The organism is Rhizobium sp. 05N430, from assembly GCF_056396985.1.
Genome location: NZ_JBFTMO010000002.1, coordinates 329,530 through 348,118 on the forward strand (window position 1 = coordinate 329,530; position 18,589 = coordinate 348,118).

The window sequence follows — 18,589 nt, forward strand, 5'->3', positions numbered from 1 at the left end:
ATGCTGGCATTCGACTCTTCCCCGCCGCCTCCGCACGAGGAAACCGTCAAGCACGCGCCGCATGGCAACGAGAGCTACCTAGCGCTCGTCTGGCGCCGCCTGCGCCGGTCCTGGACCGGAATGATGGGCCTGATCCTGGTCGGCCTGCTGATCATCATGGCGATCTTCGCGGATTTCTTCGCGCCGATGGACCCGAAGGCGACGGATGTCGGCTTTGCGCCGCCGCAGATGATGAGCGCCCACGACAAGGACGGAAATCTCGTCTGGCCGCGGGTCTATGCGCTCGGCGATTCCGAGGAGCTTGATCCCGTCACCTTCCAGCCGATCGTCGGCCCCGACTACGACAATCCCCGTGTTCTCGGCTTCTTCGTCAAGGGTGCGGAATACCGCCTGCTCGGGCTGATCCCGGCCAACCGGCATTTCTTCGGCACTGTCGGCGGCGAGCCGGTGCATTTCCTCGGCACCGACAAGTTCGGCCGTGATGTGCTGTCGCGCGCCATTATCGGCTCGCGCATCTCGCTGATGATCGCGCTGACGGTGGTGTTCATCGTCACCATCGTCGGGACGACCGTCGGCATGGTCTCCGGTTACTTCGGCGGCAGCTTCGATGTCTGGGTCCAGCGCTTCGTCGAGCTGGTCCTCGCCTTCCCGCAATTGCCGCTCTATCTGGCGCTGACCTCGCTGATCCCGATCACCGCGCCGACGAACGTCTTCCTCGCCTTCGTGATCTTCGTCATGTCGGCGCTCGGCTGGGCGCAGATGTCGCGCGAGGTGCGCGGCAAGACGCTGGCGCTGGCCCGTATCGACTATGTGCGTGCGGCGATGGCCGTCGGCGCCACCGACCGGCGCATCATCTTCCAGCACATTTTCCCGAATGTGATGAGCCACGTCATCGTTGCCGTGACGTTGCATATTCCAAGCGTCGTGCTGCTCGAATCCTTCCTCGGCTTCCTGGGCTTTGCCGTGAAGCCGCCGCTGATATCCTGGGGCCTGATGCTGCAGGACACGGCAAACTACTCCGTCATCGGGACCTATCCCTGGATCCTTGCCCCCGTCGGCTTCGTGCTCGTCACCGTCTTCGCGTTCAACGCGCTGGGTGATGGTCTGCGCGACGCGGTCGATCCTTATTGAGGTGATGCAGATGGCTCTCGCTCTCGTCAGTTCCTTCGCTCCACCCGTCCGCCACGACCATGATGGCCGCGACGAAACACCGATCATCGATGCGCGCAATATCGGCGTGAATTTCAAGGTCGAACACGGCACCGTGGAAGCGGTGAAGGACATTTCCTTCCAGCTCTATCGCGGCGAAACGATCGCCATCGTCGGCGAATCCGGTTCCGGCAAATCGGTGACGGCGCGCACCGTCATGGGGCTGTTGTCCAAGCGCGCCGTCGTCGCCCCGCAGTCCTCGGTCGATTACGACGGCAAGAACATTTTGAAATTCTCGGAGCCTGCCCGGCGCAAGCTGCGCGGCAACCGGATCTCCATGATCTTCCAGGAGCCGATGAGCTCGCTGAACCCGATCTATACGATCGGCAGCCAGATCGTCGAAGCCATTCGCGTCCACAACAGGGTCAGCCGCAAGCAGGCCGAGGCGCGGGCGCTGGAGCTTCTGAAGCAGGTTCAGATCCCCGATCCGGAAATCCGCCTGCAGCAATATCCGCACCAGCTTTCCGGGGGGCAGCGCCAGCGCGTGATGATCGCCATGGCGCTCTCCAACAATCCCGATGTGCTGATCGCCGATGAGCCGACGACGGCGCTCGACGTCACCGTACAGGCGCAGATCCTCAATCTCATCCGCAACCTGCAGAAGGAATTGCGGATGGCGGTGATCCTGATCACCCACGACCTGACGGTCGTCCGCCAGTTCTCCGACTATGTCTATGTGATGCAGCATGGCGAAATGCGCGAGCACAACACGACCGAGCAGCTCTTCGCCAATCCGCAGCATCCCTACACCAAGCATCTCCTGGCATCGGAGCCGCGCGGCCAGGCCAATCCGCTGCCTGAGGGATCGGATATCATTCTCGACGCCCGCGGCGTGCGCGTCTCGTTCATGATGCGCCATGGCGGCTTCTTCAAGCCGGAGCTGAAGGAGCTGGTTGCGGTCGACAGCCTCAACCTGACGCTTCGCCGGCACGAGACGCTTGGTCTCGTCGGCGAATCCGGTTCGGGCAAGACGACCTTCGGCCAGGCCCTGGTGCGCCTCAACGACCCGGATACCGGCGAGATCTATTTCGACCGGCAGCCGATCCACGGCAAATCGCGATCCGAAATGCGTCCACTGCGCTCGCGCATGCAGATCGTCTTCCAGGATCCGTTCTCGTCGCTCAATCCGCGCATGACGATCGGCCAGATCATCGAGGAAGGCCTTGTCGTCAACAAGCTCGGCGCCACCAGGGCCGAACGTCTCGACCGCGTGCGCGAAGCGCTCCTTGCCGCCGGCATGCCGGGCAATATTCTCTCGCGTTTCCCGCATGAATTCTCGGGCGGCCAACGCCAGCGCATCGCCATTGCCCGTGCCATCGCGCTCGAGCCTGAGTTCATCCTGCTCGACGAGCCGACCTCGGCGCTCGATCTCTCCGTCCAGGCGCAGATCATCGAGCTCCTACGCAAGCTGCAGGACGAGCGCGGCCTGAGTTACCTGTTCATTTCGCACGATCTCAAGGTCGTGCGTGCCCTCTGCCATCGTGTGATCGTCATGCAGCATGGCCGGATCATGGAAGAGGGTCCCGTCAACGAAGTTCTCACCAATCCCAAGACCGCCTACACCGAACGGCTCGTGAAAGCCGCTTTCGAGGTAGCCTGACTGCCTGACGCCGGAGGTTCATATGGCAAATCCCAGAATTACGTTCATCGGAGCTGGCTCCACCGTTTTCATGAAGAATATCGTCGGCGATATCCTGCAGCGCCCGGCGCTGTCTGGCGCCACGATCGCGCTGATGGACATCAATCCGCAGCGGCTTGAAGAAAGCGCCATCGTCGTCAACAAGCTGATCTCGACGCTCGGCGTCAACGCCAAGGCGGAGACCTATTCGGACCAGCGCAAGGCCCTGGCCGGCGCCAACTTCGTCGTCGTCGCCTTCCAGATCGGTGGCTACGAGCCCTGCACGGTGACCGATTTCGAAGTGCCGAAGAAATACGGCCTGCGCCAGACGATCGCCGATACACTTGGCGTCGGCGGCATCATGCGCGGCCTGCGGACTGTCCCGCATCTCTGGAAGATCTGCGAAGACATGCTCGCCGTCTGCCCCGAGGCGATCATGCTGCAATATGTCAACCCGATGGCGATCAACACCTGGGCGATCTCGGAAAAATATCCGACGATCAAGCAGGTCGGCCTCTGCCACTCGGTTCAGGGCACCGCGATGGAGCTGGCCCACGACCTCGACATTCCCTACGAGGAGATCCGCTACCGCTCGGCCGGCATCAACCACATGGCCTTCTATCTGAAATTCGAGCACCGGCAGCCGGACGGCTCCTATCGCGATCTCTATCCGGATCTCGTGCGTGGCTACCGCGAAGGCCGGGCGCCGAAGCCCGGCTGGAACCCGCGCTGCCCGAACAAGGTGCGCTACGAGATGCTGACCCGCCTCGGCTATTTCGTCACCGAAAGTTCGGAGCATTTCGCCGAATACACGCCCTATTTCATCAAGGAAGGCCGCGAGGACCTGATCGAGAAATTCGGCATCCCGCTCGACGAATATCCGAAGCGCTGCATCGAGCAGATCGAGCGCTGGAAGGGCCAGGCCGAAACCTACCGGACGGCCAACACGATCGAGGTCAAGCAGTCGAAGGAATATGCCTCCTCGATCATCAACTCGGTCTGGACCGGCGAGCCCTCGGTCATCTACGGCAACGTCCGCAACAACGGCTGCATCACCTCGCTGCCGGAAAATTGCGCCGCTGAAGTTCCCTGCCTCGTCGATGCCTCCGGCATCCAGCCGACCTATATCGGCGCCCTGCCGCCGCAGCTGACGGCGCTGATGCGGACCAACATCAACGTCCAGGAACTGACCGTTCAGGCGCTGATGACCGAAAATCGCGAGCATATCTATCATGCCGCGATGATGGACCCGCATACGGCCGCCGAACTCGATCTTGATCAGATCTGGTCGCTGGTCGACGATCTCCTGGTCGCCCACGGCGACTGGCTCCCGGAATGGGCACGCGGCAGCCGCAAGGTCCGCGCTGCTTAAGAGTGATGCCGTTATCGGCGCCGGCGGAGACGCTGGCGCCGGTTATCGCTTGACTGCGGCCGTCAAAGCATTTGGTATGGCTACATTAGCCACCTATGGCGGCGCGGGCTCTTCCGCACCGGAACCACATGACGGCCGCAAAGCATTCGGTGCGAAGGACTTTGACAGCATGGGCGGCGGGTATCCTGCTCGCCACGCCATTCGCACATCCCGCAATGGCGGTGGAAGACGTGCAGGGACCGGCGCCCGCCGGCTGCCTCTATACGCGCTCGGCTGAGGGCGCGGGCGAGACGCTCTGCATTCGCAAGGACAGCTTCAATCGCGATCTCTGCAGCGCCATCGAGCGATCGGCGGCGGATTTCCAATTGCCGCCGGATTTCTTCGCGCGGCTAATCTGGCGCGAAAGCCGCTTCCGGGCAGACGCCCTGAGTTACAAGGGTGCCGAGGGCATAGCCCAGTTCATGCCGGGAACGGCAAAGCTGCGGGGTCTCAGAAACAGTTACGACGTTCTGGAGGCCCTGCACAAATCGGCGGAATATCTCGGCGAGCTGCGCGACCGGTTCGGCAATCTCGGCTTCGCCGCCGCTGCCTACAATGCCGGTGAAAACGGGCTGTCGAACTATCTCTCCGGCGGCAGCCTGCCATCCGAGACCCGCGCCTATGTGATCGGCATCACCTCCTACAGCGTCGACGACTGGAAGAGCAGCGCGCCCGAAATCGCGGCACCCGCGCTCGACAAGACCAAGACCTTCCTCGACAGCTGTGTTGCCCTTGCCGAACGCCGCAAGCTGCGTGAGCCCGCCTGGCAGAGCGAGGGCACGTGGATGCCCTGGGGCGTGCAGATCGCCGCCCATGCCAATCCGGACGCTGCCCGCCGCCTGTTCTTTGCCGCCGTCGGCAGGCTGCCGGCGCCGCTCAATGCCGAGCAGCCGCTGGTCATGCGTCAGCGTGACCGCAGCTTCGGCTTCCGGCCGCGTTATGTGACGCGTATTGCCCGTCAGACCCGGGACGAGGCCAATCAGCTCTGCGCCCAGATCCGGAAAAGCAACGGCACCTGCCTCGTCTTCAGGAACTGAACGAAGGGCTTCACGGCCGCTCGCGATAATATGACCGGCGGTCTGCTTGCCGTCCACGAAAGGGCGGGATAGCGTCGTATTTCAAAAGATATAACGTCCCAGTGATATCCGCGAAATCAATTGCCCAGAGTGTCCAGCACTTTTCCTGTCTCGCCGTGTAACAAAATGCGCGCCGCGCCCGTACTTATCTGCAGACAGGACCAATTTCGGACAAGGAGGTCTGAAGATGTTGAATAGACGCATGCTGCTCCTGAATACGGGACTGGCCGCCATCGGCTTGCGGCTGGCGCTATCGGCGACAAGCGCGAACGCCGACGAGACATTTGCTGTCACGCATTCGGATGCCGAATGGCAGTCGCTGCTGTCATCCGACCAATATGCGGTTCTTCGCAAAGAGGCGACCGAACGGCCATTCACCAGCCCGCTTCTCAACGAACACCGCAAGGGCAATTTTGCCTGCGCCGGGTGCGACCTGGAATCCTTTGCATCGACGACGAAGTTCGACAGCGGTACCGGCTGGCCGAGCTTCTGGGCGCCGATCGACAACAAGGTCGTGGGCACGACGCGTGACTCATCCTTCGGCATGGTCCGCGAGGCTGTCCATTGCGGGCGCTGCGGCGGTCACCTCGGGCATGTCTTCGACGACGGTCCGAAGCCGACAGGCCTGCGCTACTGCCTGAACGGCATCGCATTGAAATTTCATCCGGCCTCGGCCTGATAAGCGGAAAATATCATGATCCTCTTTGTCCTCGCCTATCTGGGCGGCGTGCTGACGATCGTCAGCCCCTGTATCCTGCCGGTCCTGCCTTTCGTCTTCGCGCGGGCGGGCCAGCCTTTCATGCGCTCGACGCTGCCGATGCTGGCGGGCATGGCCGCAACCTTCGCAGCCGTCGCCAGTCTCGCCGCGATCGGCGGCGGCTGGGCGGTGCAGGCGAACGAGTATGGCCGTTACGCCGCGCTCGTCCTGCTTGCCGTTTTCGGTATCGTTCTGCTGTTTCCGGCGCTCTCGGATCGCCTGACACGGCCGCTTGTTTCGCTCGGCGCCCGCCTGTCGCAGTCTGCCGACAAGGAGAGCCGCAGCGGCGGCTCGACGGTTGTCGCTTCTCTGCTTCTCGGCGTTGCCACCGGATTGCTCTGGGCGCCCTGCGCTGGTCCGGTCCTGGGTCTGATCCTGACCGGGGCTGCCTTGCAGGGCGCAAGTGTCGGCACGACCTTGCTGCTGCTCGCCTATGCGCTCGGCGCTGCGACGTCGCTGGCGTTGGCGCTGCTCGTCGGTGGTCGCGTTTACCAGGTGATGAAGCGGTCGCTCGGCGCCGGCGAGTGGGTTCGCCGCGGCGTTGGCTTTGCCGTTCTCGTCGCGGTGGTGGCGATCGGGCTCGGGGCCGATACCGGCTTCCTGACGCAGGCATCGCTTGCCAGCACCGGCACTCTGGAGCAGGGTCTGATCGACAAGCTGCACCCCCAGCAACAGCAGGCTGACAACTCCGGTTCCTCTGTCCTGATGCAGGGCGGTGACGCGATGATGAGCGGCAACAATCAGATGATGATGAGCGGCAATCCGGCCATGAGCGGCTCGAACGCCATGATGATGAAAGGCGCCCCGAAAGCAGGTGGCGCCGAGGCGCTTCCGGTCGAAGCGACCATGCCTTCGCTCGATGGCGCCGTGCAGTGGCTGAACTCGCCGCCGCTTTCCATGCAGGCGCTGAAGGGCAAGGTGGTGCTCGTCGATTTCTGGACCTATTCGTGCATCAACTGCATCCGCGCCATTCCCTATGTCAAAGCCTGGGCCGAAAAGTACAAGGATCAGGGCCTCGTCGTCATCGGCGTCCACGCCCCCGAATTCGCTTTCGAGAAGAATGTCGACAACGTCAAGAAGGCGATCGGCGATCTCGGAATCACCTACCCAGTCGCCATCGACAACGATTATGCGATCTGGCGGGCCTTCGACAATCAGTACTGGCCGGCGCATTATTTCATCGACGCGGAGGGCCGGGTGCGTCACCATCATTTCGGCGAGGGCGATTACGACGGCTCGGAACGTATCGTCCAGCAGCTGCTTGCCGAGGCCGGCAAGGCGAACGTCTCGTCCGATATCGTCGATGTGAAGGCAACGGGCGCCGAAGCCGCATCGAACCAGGCGGACGTGCAATCGCCGGAGACCTATGTCGGCTGGCAGCGCTCGCAGAATTTCGTCGATGACAAGGGTACCGTCAACGATGCCGCGCATAGCTATGTTGCCGCCACGCCGCGTCTCAACGAATGGGGCCTGACGGGCAACTGGACTGTCGGCGCCGAACAGGCGAAGCTCAACGACAAGGACGGTAGCATCTATTACCGGTTCCATGCCCGCGACCTGCATCTCGTGCTCGGGCCGGGCGAAGACGGCAAGCCGGTGCGTTTCCAGGTGACGGTCGATGGCAAGCCGCCCGGCGATGGGCATGGCTTCGATACCGATGCCGATGGCAATGGCACGGTCACCGGCCAGCGTCTCTACCAGCTGGTTCGCGAGACCGGCGCGGTCGGCGATCATACGTTCGAGATCCGCTTCCTCGATCCCGGCGTCCAGGCATTCGCATTCACCTTCGGCTGAAAGGAGCAAACCATGACCAGCCAACAGGACAAGAACAGATCCAGCGGTGCGATCCGCACCATCGCGCTCGGCGCCGCAGCGCTGCTGATGACCGGCGCCGCCTTCTATTTCACGCCGTCATCGGCTGAAGAGGCGCGCGTCATCCCGGCGCCTGCCGTCGATGAGCAGGCGACATTAGGCACGGAAACGGCGACATTTGCCGGCGGCTGTTTCTGGGGCGTGCAGGGCGTGTTCCAGCATGTGAACGGCGTCGTCAGCGCCACGTCGGGTTATGCCGGCGGCAGCAAGAGCACGGCGCAGTATGAAACGGTGAGCGGCGGCGATACCGGCCATGCGGAGTCCGTGCAGGTCGTCTTCGATCCGAAGAAGGTCAGCTATGGGCATCTGCTGCAGATCTATTTCTCCGTCGCCCACGATCCGACGCAGCTGAACCGCCAGGGGCCGGATACCGGCACGCAGTACCGCTCGGCAATCTTCCCCGCCGGCAACGAGCAGGCCAAGGTCGCCAAGGCCTATATCAGCCAGCTCAACCACGCCCGGGTCTTCGATGCGGCGATCGTCACCACCATCGAGCCGGGAAAGAATTTCTATCCGGCCGAGAATTATCACCAGGACTTCCTGACAAATAACCCGACCTATCCCTATATAGTGATCAACGATCTGCCGAAGATCGCAAGCCTCAAGCAGATGTTCCCTTCGGACTATCGCGACAAGCCCGTTCTCGTCGCGTCAGCCGGAGGCAATTGAGGCGGCAGGTCATTGCTAGGAGAAAATCATGCAGCACTATAAGAAAAGTGCCGAAGCCATTGCCAAGCTCACGCCCGAGCAATACCGCGTGACGCAGCAATCGGGAACCGAGCGGCCCGGCACCGGCGAATATCTCGATAACAAGCAGCCTGGCGTCTACGTCGATATCGTTTCGGGCGAACCGCTTTTTGCTTCTGCCGACAAGTTCGAATCCGGCTGCGGCTGGCCGAGCTTTACCAAGCCGATCGAGCCCGCCAATGTCAGCGAGCTCACCGATATCTCGCATGGCATGGTGCGCACCGAGGTGCGCTCCAGCCATGGCGACAGTCATCTCGGGCATGTCTTCCCCGACGGCCCGCGTGACCGCGGCGGCTTGCGCTATTGCATCAACTCGGCGTCGCTCCGTTTCGTCCACCGCGACCGGATGGAAGCGGAAGGATATGGCGCCTATCTCGACCAGGTGGAGGAAGTTCAATGACGACCGAACGCGCAGTTCTCGCAGGTGGCTGCTTCTGGGGCATGCAGGATCTGATCCGCCGCTACAACGGCGTGATCTCGACCCGTGTCGGCTATACCGGCGGCGAAGTGGCGAATGCCACCTATCGCAATCACGGCAACCACGCCGAGGCGATCGAGATCATCTTCGATCCCGCCAAGATCAGCTATCGCGAGCTTCTGGAATTTTTCTTCCAGATCCATGATCCATCGACCCTGAACCGCCAGGGCAATGACCGGGGCGCCAGCTACCGCTCGGCGATCTTCTACACGAGCGACGAGCAGAAGCGCGTCGCCGAGGATACGATCGCCGATGTCGATGCCTCAGGTCTGTGGCCGGACAAGGTCGTCACCGAAGTGACAGCCGACAGCGATTTCTGGGAAGCAGAGCCCGAGCACCAGGACTATCTGGAGCGGATTCCGAATGGCTATACCTGCCATTTCGTCCGTCCGGGCTGGAAGCTGCCGAAGCGCAACGCTGCCTGATCGCAGCGGCGATCGATGTTTGAGAGGAGGGGCGGCCGGCAGGCTGCCCCTTTTCATATGATCACAAATATTAGCGAAGCCGCTTTTTCGTTGGCGCGAATATTCGGTTCGGGTTATTCGGATTCCAAACGGGATTCGATTCATGGCCAACAAAGATCAAGTTCTCGTCACGCTGCGCACCTACATGCAGGTCAAGCGCGCGCATGACCGGAACCAGGCCGAATATCTCGCGATCCTTCAGGAGAAATCCAGGGAAGAACCGATCGATACCGCCGCGATTGCCGAGTTGACCGCCGCGCATCATGAGCTGCAGCGGCCGCTGATCGAAGAAATGAGCTACCGCTGGCAGGTTCTCGAAGCCTGGTATGATGACATCGAGGTCGATCTCGTTAGCTGGGCGATCCGCAATCCAAAATTTGCAAGCACCGCCCGGGGCTAGGCGGTTCTGTCTCTCCAGCCGGAGGATTTTGGTATTGTTGCGCCTGAAGCAGTTGTGGTATCGCCCTGCTGTGTTCCGGTCTAGCCGCTCAACTTTCACGCTTATTATTAAATACTCATTTAATGCTCGATCGATAAGATCGGCACATCAACGTACGATCCAGAACGCTGACTTCCATCGTGCAGACGAGATTTCGACATGCGGATTAGCACCATCACGAATTGGGCCTATGGCGTCACCGTCGGCCTGACGCTGCTAGCCGGCGGCGCCTTCATCCTGTCCGCACGCAGCGCAGATTTCGAGCGCCGGGCCGTAGTCGAAAGCCAGGTTTTCAACGAGTTGTCCGAGCAACTGGCGATGGCAGCCGAGCAGACGAGCGAGGATGCACGCCTGTTCGTCATGCGGGGCGAAGACCGCCATCTTCAGGCTTTCAGGGGCGATGAAAAGGGCGAGCGGGATCGCGAGCAGGCGATAAAGTCTCTCAAGTCGGCGGCGCTGTCTTCGCGGGAAGCAGCCTTGATCCAGGAAGTGGAACAGGATGGCGAGGCTCTGGACGCGCTCGAGGAGCGTGCCGTTGCCGCCTATACTGGCGGCGACCAGGAAGGCGCGCGGCAAACGCTGTTCGGGCCGGAGCACGAGCGCATCCAGGGCGATCTTCTCACCAGCGTTCGCCAGTTCACCGATCTCGTTGCGACCCGCACCAGCGATGCGCTCGCGGAGGCCAAGGAGTGGAGCGATTTCTGGGGCGCGGTGGCCAAGAGCCTGCTCGGGCTGACCGCGGCGGTTTTCCTCGGTGTGCTCTATTTCGTCCTCAGACGCCGTGTTGCCATGCCGCTGATGCGGATGACTGGCATCGTCAACCGCCTCGCAAAGCAGGATTATGCCGTCGAGGTGCTGCCAGATAGCAGGCGGGACGAGATCGGCGAGATGAATGATGCGATCCAGATCTTCCGCGACAATGGCCTTGAGCGCGAGCGGCTGGACGCCGAGCGGCGCGAGGACCAGCGCACCAAGGATCTCATCCTGCAGATGATGCACCGGCTGCAGGCCTGCCAGCGCCAGGAAGAGCTCGCAGAGGTCGTATCGCTGTTTGCGCCGCAGATCTTCCCGAATTTCGCCGGGCACCTCTATGTCATGAACGATAGCCGCACCGCCTTGAGCTCGATCGGCAGCTGGCGCGAGCCGCGCCGCGCCGGGCCGGCGCTGACCTCGGCGGAATGCTGGGCGCTGCGCCGCGGCCGGCCGCATGTCAGCGATGCCGCTGCGGGCGATATCCCATGCCAGCATCTTTCCCATGCAGAAGAGATGGGGATCTGTGTTCCGCTCTCGGCTCAGGGCGATACCGTCGGCCTGCTTTATTTCGAGGGCGCATCCGACGGCCAGGCTATCGCTGCGGCGCGTCTCTATTTCGAACTGATCGCCGAGAATATCGGTCTCGGCGTTGCCAATCTCCAGCTGCGCGACCGGCTGATGGGGCTGGCGATAAGGGATGGCCTGACCGGGCTTCTGAATCGCCGCTCGCTGGACGAGGCGCTGAACCGCATCGCCCGGGACGGGGCAGGTGATGCGATCGCCATCATGGCGGATATCGATCATTTCAAGCGCTTCAACGACGAATTCGGCCATGACGCCGGAGACGAAGTCATGCGCCGGGTTTCCGCCATCCTCTCGGAAGCGGTCGGTGATGCCGGTATCGTCTATCGCTTCGGCGGCGAGGAGTTCGCAATCCTGCTGACGGGGGCTTCCGAAGACAGCGCACTCGATCTGGCGGAAAAACTGCGGACGCTGATTGCGGCAACGCCGGTGACCTATCATGGCCGCCTGCTTGGCGCCGTCACGATCTCGGTCGGCGCTGCATCGACTGCGCGCGATGCGCCATCCGCGGACTTGCTGCTGCGTGCCGATGCGGCCCTGCTCAACGCCAAATCGAAAGGGCGAAACAGGACGATCGCCGACTGGGTGGAGCGCGCCGCATCCGACAGGCGCCGGGCGGTCTGACGGCTTTAGCTGCACCGCTAATTGGTCAGGCGGCTTACGGATTTGGTGGCGGTCTGGGCAATAGACGAAAAGGCGGCGACCAGTCCATCCATGGTTTCCGGCTCATAGTAATTCGCCGTCGTTGATGCGCAATATTTGAGAAGGTTTTTGCCGTTGGCAGGGGCCATGAAGGCGACGGTGTAGATCGTGATGCCGGCGCTCTTGGCGGCAGCGCATTCATCGCGCACCGACTGGTCGAGCGCCTTGCTCCACTGGTCAGTCATGCCGGTCATTTCACCGTCGGTCATCAGAACGATCACCCTGTCGGAGTTGGCATTGTCCTTCTTCTTCTGTTCGACACTTTCAGTGTCCGTGCCATAAATGTTCTTCTTGATGGTTGTGGTCGCTGTATTCACGGCCGCGGTCGCGTCGGTTCCGCTGAGCGGAGCGACCACGATATTCGAAACGTAGCGCCGCGAATCCGTTGTTCCCCAGGCCATCGCCGATTTCCCCTTGATGCCTGCAGTATAGGAGATCACGCCTGTACGAACGTATTTTGCAGAAGGATCGGATTTGTCGAAGGCATCGAAGAGCGCGGTTGCGGCCTGCTTGAGGGCCTCGATCTTTGTGACATAGACCGGCGGGCCGTAAAGCAGGCAGCCATTGAAGATCGGGATGATGCATGTTGCGCTTTTCAGCGTCGTGGTGTTCTGCGACATCGAGGTGGATTCGTCGACGAGCACTTCCATCGACAGACCGCTTTTGGTGCTGCCGGATCCGCTGGTTGTGTTGCTCGCTGCCGCGATCGTCTTGCTGCTACCGGCAAGGAACGCGATCAGCGGCGTCAACGTCACTGTCGCGGAAGAATTCACTGCAACGGTGAAGGACTTTCCGGTCGCGCTCGTTGTCGTCGTGATCGTCGCATTGGTGGCGTTCTTGATCGCGGTTGCTGACGTGGAACTGACATAATTGGCCATCTGGCCGCCGACGAAGTCTTTCGCCAGAGCCTTTCCGGAAGTCTCGTCGGCCTTGCCATCGGCAAGTGCTGTCGAGACCGCGAGCGCGGCGGAATCGGTTGCTTCCTGCAACTGGCGTTGAGAGAGCATGATGTTGCCGAGATCGATCGCCAGCCCTGCGGCGCCGATGAGCACAGGCAGGACGATCGCGGTCATCATCGCGAAGTTGCCATTGCGGCTGGTGCGTAGCTGCCGCATGTTTTGCAGAAAGCCAGACATCCGGTTGTAACGGCTTATATCCAGGATTGTGCCGTGCGATCTATCCGGGTGCTTAACACAAGCAAAACGTGTTCAAAGAAGCGACCGTCTTTGAGACACGACAATCTTTCGAAGCCGCATTGGCGGATGCACGGTTCGGACTATATCCTTCGGCAGGGTCCATAGCCGGTGATTGGATTGCCGATGTTCGAGACGCTTGCGATACTCATGACGCTCTCCGGAAGTGCGGCCATGCCGGTACAGGCAGGCGCCGGCGAGGTCGACGTCAAGCTCGTGCTGGCCGTCGATACGTCCCGGTCGATGGACTTCGAAGAGGTGCGCATCCAGCGAGAGGGCTATGTCGAGGCGCTCAAGCACAAGGAATTCATCGACGCCGTCAAAGGCGGACTGACGGGGCGCATCGCCATCAGCTATTTCGAATGGGCCGGCTTCGTGGTGCCGGGCTCCGTGCTCGACTGGCATTTGATCGAGACCGAAAGCGATGCGATCGCATTTGCCGATAAACTGGAACAGCGGCCGCTGAACACCCAGAGGCGGACATCGATATCGACGGCGATCACTCAGGGAGCGTCGATGATCGTTTCGAGCCCCTATACAGCGATGCGGCAGGTGATCGATGTTTCGGGCGACGGCACAAACAATGCCGGCAACCCTGTTGCGCCAACCCGCGACAAGGCGGTGGAGGCGGGGCTCATCATCAACGGGTTGGCGCTGATGCTAAGGCCATCAGGGGCGCCGGGCGGCCTCGACAATTATTATGCCGACTGCGTCATCGGCGGCCCGGGCGCTTTCGTGCTGCCGGTCTACAAGATCGAAGATTTCGGCATCGCTGTCCGCCGCAAGCTGGTGCTTGAGGTCAGCGGCCTCAGCCCGGTTCCGGACATCCAGAAGGCCGCTGCACCGCCGAAGAGCGATTGCATGGCCGGCGAAAAGCAGTGGCAGGATTTCTTCGATCGCTGAGGATCAATGCAGGCGTCCGCCGCTATTGACCGTGAGATCGGCCGACGTGATCCAGACACGGCCGTCGAAGGCGACTTCGCCTCTGTCGGTTTTGCCGCTGGCGATCCGCTCGATCAGCCCGAGATGCTGACGCACGGCGTCAATACGCTGCGGATTTGCCGCCTTCAGCGCTTCATCGAGCACGCAGACGGCCTGGCGCGCCGCGCCGTCGCCCATGATGATCAGCGTATGATTTGCCTTGGCGAGAATCTTGCCGGGAAGAGTGACGAGCCGCATCTTACCACCTCGATCTGTTTGCAAATGCCGCCTCAAGAAGAGGCCGCGACTGCCGCCAAGGCTGGTCCAATATGGTTAACGATTGGTTAACGCGTTGGAGCCGACGGGTGCGCGAACAGGTCGCGTCCCATCGGCTTCCAGTGGATTTCCGGGCTCTAGTCCTCGCGGAATGCCCGCATCATCTGGTCGGTGAATGGCTTTGCCAGATAGGACAGCGCGCTGCGCTCGTCGGTCTGGACATAGACTTCCACAGGCATGCCGGGAACGAGCTTGCGGTTGCCGAGCTGCAGCAGATCGGAAGGCTTGATGGTGGCGAGATAGTACGGCCGCCCGGTGGTGCGGTCGGTTGCCGTGGCCGCGGCCACCACGTCAACGGCGCCGTGAAATTCGGGCGTCGTGCGCTGATTGAAGGCCGTAAAGCGCATGCGTGTCGGCTGGCCGGGGGCGATGCGGTCGATGTCGGCAGGCGGCACCTGGATTTCGACGGTCATCTCTTCGCTATCGGGAACGACGGACATCACCGTCGCACCGGCGCCGACGATGCCGCCGATCGTGTGGATCTGCATGTCGTAGATCAGGCCGTCGACCGGCGCGCGCACTTCCATCCGTGACAGGCGGTCACCGGCGGCGACTTCCCGTTCCGTGAGTTCGGCAATCTTGGCCTCCAGCCCGACGATCTCCGTCTGCGCCTCCTTACGGCGGTTCTGATCGAGCGACAGGAGCTTCATCCTGACTTCGCTGATCTCGTTTTCAGTTTCGGCCATGCGGGCGATCAGCTCGCCGCGGGCGCCTTCGATTCGCGCCTTCTGCCGGGCGGCGTCGCGCTGCTGGGTGATCTGAATCAGGCCTCTTGCCAGCAGTTGGTTGGTCTTTTGCAGTTCCAGATCGATGATTGCCTTTTCTTCGTCGTTCGACTGCTGCTGGGCGCGATAGCCCTCCACCTGCTGCTGCAGCTGCGCGGCCTGCAGGCGCAGCTGTTCCTTCTGATTGGCGAGCATGCCGAGGTTTTCGGTAAACAGCTTGGTCTCGCTCCTGGCGAGCGCGACAGGGACGTCGAGCCCTGCGAAGCTGACGGTTTCGGCCCCGTCGCGTTCGGCGGAAAGTCGCGCCATCATCGCCTGCAGTTGCTGCAGCTGGCTGCGGACGATCGTCAGTTCGACACGGGTTTGAGTTTCGTCGAGGCGGAAAAGTACGGAACCCTTGCGGACGGCGTCGCCGTTGCGCACCAGGATTTCCGAAACGATGCCGCCATCGCGGTGCTGGATGACCTTGACCTGTTGCGAAACGGCAACCTGCCCCTGCGCGATGACGGCACCCGAGAGCTTCGCCTGTGCGGCCCAGCCGCCAATGCCGAAGACCAGCGCCCCGGCGAGAAACGCCGAGAGATAGATGCGGCCCGAAATGCCGAACTGCTTTTGTGTTTCTTTCTTTGCCGGCTGCATGTGCTTTCCCCTAGCTTTTCTTTGATTGTGATCAGGCTTGATGCGGAGCGGTGCCATCCGCGCCGGTATCGCGTGCCGCCAGGATGAAGTCCTGTTCGGTCAGTTCGTGGCGGCCGTAGAGAAGGATCTCGAAATCCTCGTCGCGCTCGAAGTCGATGATCGCCTTGACGATGGTCCGGTCGCCGTCCTCGAAGCTCTCGTGATAGAGCATGATCCGGTTCATCGGCTGCTGCGGGCCGTCTGTATCGGGCGCTCCGAACACCAGTCCGCCGATGCTGGCGGCAATCCCGGAAAAATCGATCCGGTCGCCGACGGCGAAGTCGCGGATCTGGTCACGGCCGTCGCCATCGTTGGCGATCGATGCCAGCGAACGGAAGACGAAGACGTCGTCTCCGGCGCCACCGGCCAGGAAGTTGAGGCCATCTCCGGCGATGATGAAGTCCGCGCCGCTGCCGCCGATCGCGGCCTCGAAGCCTGCCAATGTGTCGTTGCCGATATCGATGCCGGTGGCAGTGCCCTGATCTAGGTCAATGATGACGGCATGCACGGCCCCGGCAGCACTGTAGGTGTCGAAGCCGTCACCGCCCTGATAGCTGTCGTCGCCGTCGCTCCGTCCGTTGCGGCCGTCATCGGCGGCGTGGACGGCAACGAGAACGATATCATCGCCACTATCGCCGGAGACGATGTCATTGCCATCTCCACCGGTCAGCACATCATCGCCGGCGCGGCCGGAGAGGCGGTCGTTGCCGTTGCCGCCGACCAGAATATTGGCCGCCGAATTGCCGGAAAGGCGATCGTCACCGGCGCCGCCGATCACGGCCTCGAAGCCTTCGATCGTATCGCGGCCGATCTCCTGACCCTCGGCCAGCTGCGCTTCGAGATCGGCGATGACCTCCTGGACCAGCGCAGCGAGATCGAGCGTATCGAAGCCATCGTCTCCGGAATAGTGATCATCCCCGTCGTCGTCATCATCGCGATCGCCGCTCCGGGCAAGCACGACGAAGGTGTCGTCGCCGTTTCCGCCGGAAATCGTGTCGTCGCCATCCTTGCCGCAAAGGGTGTCGTCGCCGTCGGCACCGGCCAGGATATTGGCGGCATCGCTGCCGGTGAGCGTATCGTCGCCCGCGCCGCCGGTGAGATTTTCGATATCGACGAGCCTGTCGCTGCCGATCTCTTCGCCGCTGGCGGTCCCAAGAGAAAGGTCGGCGGCGACGGACTTGCGGGCGCTGCTCATGTCATAGGTGTCGATGCCCTCGCCACCGGAATAGCTGTCATTTCCATCATGCGCCGTGGCCACTGCCATTCGCGCTTCCTCGCCCGCGAGCCCGGCCTTGATCGTGTCGTTACCCTTGCCGGCGATAACGACGTCGTTGCCGCTGCCGCCGGTCATGGCGTCGTCGCCATCGCCGCCGTCGAGATAGTCGTCGCCGGCCTCTCCGAGCAGGCTGTCATCGCCATCTTCGCCGAACAGCCGGTCCGCGCCGGTGCCGCCGCTCAGCGCGTCGTTGCCGTGTCCGGCGATCAGCGTGTCGTTGCCTGCCTCGCCGAACAAACGATCATCGCCGTCGCCGCCGAAGAGAACGTCGTTGCCGGCACCACCGAAGAGCGTGTCGTTCCCTGCGCCGCCGTAGAGCGTATCGGCGCCGTCGCCGCCGAGGATCAGGTCGTCGCCGCCGTCGCCGGAGATAATGTCGTCGCCTTCGCGCCCATAGATCACGTCGCTGCCGCCGAGGCCGGATATCAGGTCTTCGCCGGGCGTCCCGGTCAGCGTGTCGGCGCCTTCCGTTCCCTGGATTTCATGGGGCGGCGCCTTGCGCAGGTTGAACAGCGCGCCGGTGCGGATTTCGGCCTGACCATCGGACACGTCATAGGTGAAGGTGACGTCACCGATATAGCCGCGCTGCGGCGTATAGAGCCACATGTCCTGCCCGTAGGCGCGGATCTGGCCACTCGATACCGAGATGTCGTTGATGCTGAGCTTGTCGCCATCCGGGTCGTACATATGGGCGAGCAGGTCGTCGAGCATGACCAGCGCCGAAAGGTTCACGAAGCCGCTGGAGAATGTGTAGCGTCCGAGGCTGACCGGCGCCCGGTTCGGGTCCGGGTCGTCCTGGTCATCGGGATTGCGATTGCCACTGGAGGGCGCGCCGCTGGCGGAAGTGCTGCGCGTTGCGCGGGACGGCAGGTCGAGGTGAACGGGCGGGCGCAGCGCTGGAAACTCGAAGCCTTCGCCGGCGTCGATGATGCTGCGCAGATTGTCGTTGGCCGTGCCGCTCAGGACGGTGCGCTCAAGACGCGGCGGCATGTCCGTGACGTAGAACGTGCTGGTGCGGAAACTCAGCCGGACGGCAGGCTGCTGTTCACCTGCTTCCGGAGCGGCGGCCTCGCTCGCGAGCGTCTGGAGAAAGGCGGTGACGTCCTCGATGATCCCGTAATCGTCGTTGGAGGGTTGTTCCGGCTCCTGCTCCTTGGCCTCGGGCTGCTGGTTGCGTGCGCCGGGCTCGGTCTTTGCAAACATCATCGCCAGCGCCGAGAAGGCCGTCAGCGGCATGAAGAACTTGCGCGGTCCGCTCTTGCTCTCTTCCTTCTCGCGGTACTTGTTGATCGGCGCGATCGCTGCCTGCGCATCCGGCAGGCCAAGGGTGAGCTTCTCCTCCATGACAGCGC

General features: G+C 62.3%; 16 protein-coding genes. 12 read left to right on the plus strand and 4 right to left on the minus strand.

The features are described from left to right. The 11 genes from AC1DJO_RS05405 to AC1DJO_RS05455 all read left to right on the plus strand — a co-directional run bounded on the left by AC1DJO_RS05405 (position 1) and on the right by AC1DJO_RS05455 (position 12,030). Positions 1 to 1,131 carry an ABC transporter permease gene (locus AC1DJO_RS05405; RefSeq protein ID WP_112388660.1) on the plus strand — a complete coding sequence of 377 codons (1,131 nt, stop codon included), beginning with the start codon at positions 1 to 3 and terminating at the stop codon, positions 1,129 to 1,131. Between the two features lie 10 nt (positions 1,132 to 1,141). Then, on the plus strand, positions 1,142 to 2,809 hold the full coding sequence (locus AC1DJO_RS05410; RefSeq protein ID WP_112389028.1) for an ABC transporter ATP-binding protein: 1,668 nt from the start codon (positions 1,142 to 1,144) through the stop codon (positions 2,807 to 2,809). Positions 2,810 to 2,831: 22 nt separating this feature from the next. Then, entirely contained in the window at positions 2,832 to 4,199 is a 1,368-nt protein-coding gene (melA, locus tag AC1DJO_RS05415; protein ID WP_112388659.1) for an alpha-glucosidase/alpha-galactosidase, read from the plus strand. Between the two features lie 215 nt (positions 4,200 to 4,414). Further along, positions 4,415 to 5,275: a lytic transglycosylase domain-containing protein gene (locus AC1DJO_RS05420; protein WP_310291272.1), complete on the plus strand. Its 861-nt coding sequence runs from the start codon at positions 4,415 to 4,417 to the stop codon at positions 5,273 to 5,275. A 226-nt stretch (positions 5,276 to 5,501) separates the two neighbouring features. Then, entirely contained in the window at positions 5,502 to 5,993 is a 492-nt protein-coding gene (gene msrB, locus AC1DJO_RS05425) for a peptide-methionine (R)-S-oxide reductase MsrB (protein WP_112388657.1), read from the plus strand. Between the two features lie 15 nt (positions 5,994 to 6,008). Next, positions 6,009 to 7,865, plus strand: coding sequence for a cytochrome c biogenesis protein DipZ (locus AC1DJO_RS05430; protein WP_112388656.1), 1,857 nt, complete (start codon positions 6,009 to 6,011; stop codon positions 7,863 to 7,865). Between the two features lie 12 nt (positions 7,866 to 7,877). Then, positions 7,878 to 8,612 (plus strand): peptide-methionine (S)-S-oxide reductase MsrA, encoded by a 735-nt coding sequence (msrA, locus tag AC1DJO_RS05435; RefSeq protein ID WP_112388655.1) that lies wholly within the window; start codon positions 7,878 to 7,880, stop codon positions 8,610 to 8,612. Positions 8,613 to 8,640: 28 nt separating this feature from the next. After that, the gene (gene msrB, locus AC1DJO_RS05440; protein WP_112388654.1) at positions 8,641 to 9,090 is read left to right on the plus strand and encodes a peptide-methionine (R)-S-oxide reductase MsrB; all 450 of its coding nucleotides are present in this window, start codon (positions 8,641 to 8,643) and stop codon (positions 9,088 to 9,090) included. Continuing rightward, positions 9,087 to 9,593, plus strand: coding sequence for a peptide-methionine (S)-S-oxide reductase MsrA (msrA, locus tag AC1DJO_RS05445; protein ID WP_112388653.1), 507 nt, complete (start codon positions 9,087 to 9,089; stop codon positions 9,591 to 9,593). Before msrB (AC1DJO_RS05440) ends, msrA (AC1DJO_RS05445) begins: the two co-directional genes overlap by 4 nt. A 142-nt stretch (positions 9,594 to 9,735) precedes the next feature. Further along, positions 9,736 to 10,032, plus strand: a complete 297-nt coding sequence (locus tag AC1DJO_RS05450; RefSeq protein ID WP_112388652.1) for a hypothetical protein — start codon at positions 9,736 to 9,738, stop codon at positions 10,030 to 10,032. A 198-nt stretch (positions 10,033 to 10,230) separates the two neighbouring features. After that, positions 10,231 to 12,030, plus strand: coding sequence for a sensor domain-containing diguanylate cyclase (locus AC1DJO_RS05455; protein WP_112388651.1), 1,800 nt, complete (start codon positions 10,231 to 10,233; stop codon positions 12,028 to 12,030). Positions 12,031 to 12,047: 17 nt separating this feature from the next. On the opposite strand, the gene AC1DJO_RS05460 is transcribed toward AC1DJO_RS05455, so the two are convergent. Beyond that, entirely contained in the window at positions 12,048 to 13,223 is a 1,176-nt protein-coding gene (locus AC1DJO_RS05460; protein ID WP_310290808.1) for a TadE/TadG family type IV pilus assembly protein, read from the minus strand. A 204-nt stretch (positions 13,224 to 13,427) separates the two neighbouring features. On the opposite strand from AC1DJO_RS05460, the gene AC1DJO_RS05465 reads away from it, so the two are divergent. Beyond that, the gene (locus AC1DJO_RS05465; protein ID WP_112388649.1) at positions 13,428 to 14,204 is read left to right on the plus strand and encodes a DUF1194 domain-containing protein; all 777 of its coding nucleotides are present in this window, start codon (positions 13,428 to 13,430) and stop codon (positions 14,202 to 14,204) included. 3 nt (positions 14,205 to 14,207) lie between these two features. Here AC1DJO_RS05465 and AC1DJO_RS05470 read toward each other — a convergent pair whose 3' ends face one another. The 3 genes from AC1DJO_RS05470 to AC1DJO_RS05480 form a co-directional block, all read right to left on the minus strand. Continuing rightward, the gene (locus tag AC1DJO_RS05470; RefSeq protein ID WP_112388648.1) at positions 14,208 to 14,480 is read right to left on the minus strand and encodes a hypothetical protein; all 273 of its coding nucleotides are present in this window, start codon (positions 14,478 to 14,480) and stop codon (positions 14,208 to 14,210) included. Between the two features lie 155 nt (positions 14,481 to 14,635). Next, positions 14,636 to 15,922 (minus strand): HlyD family type I secretion periplasmic adaptor subunit, encoded by a 1,287-nt coding sequence (locus tag AC1DJO_RS05475; RefSeq protein ID WP_310290811.1) that lies wholly within the window; start codon positions 15,920 to 15,922, stop codon positions 14,636 to 14,638. A 31-nt stretch (positions 15,923 to 15,953) separates the two neighbouring features. Continuing rightward, a complete protein-coding gene (locus tag AC1DJO_RS05480) occupies positions 15,954 to 18,581 on the minus strand; it encodes a cadherin-like domain-containing protein (RefSeq protein ID WP_112444138.1) in 2,628 nt (875 codons plus the stop codon). Positions 18,582 to 18,589: the final 8 nt, after the last annotated feature.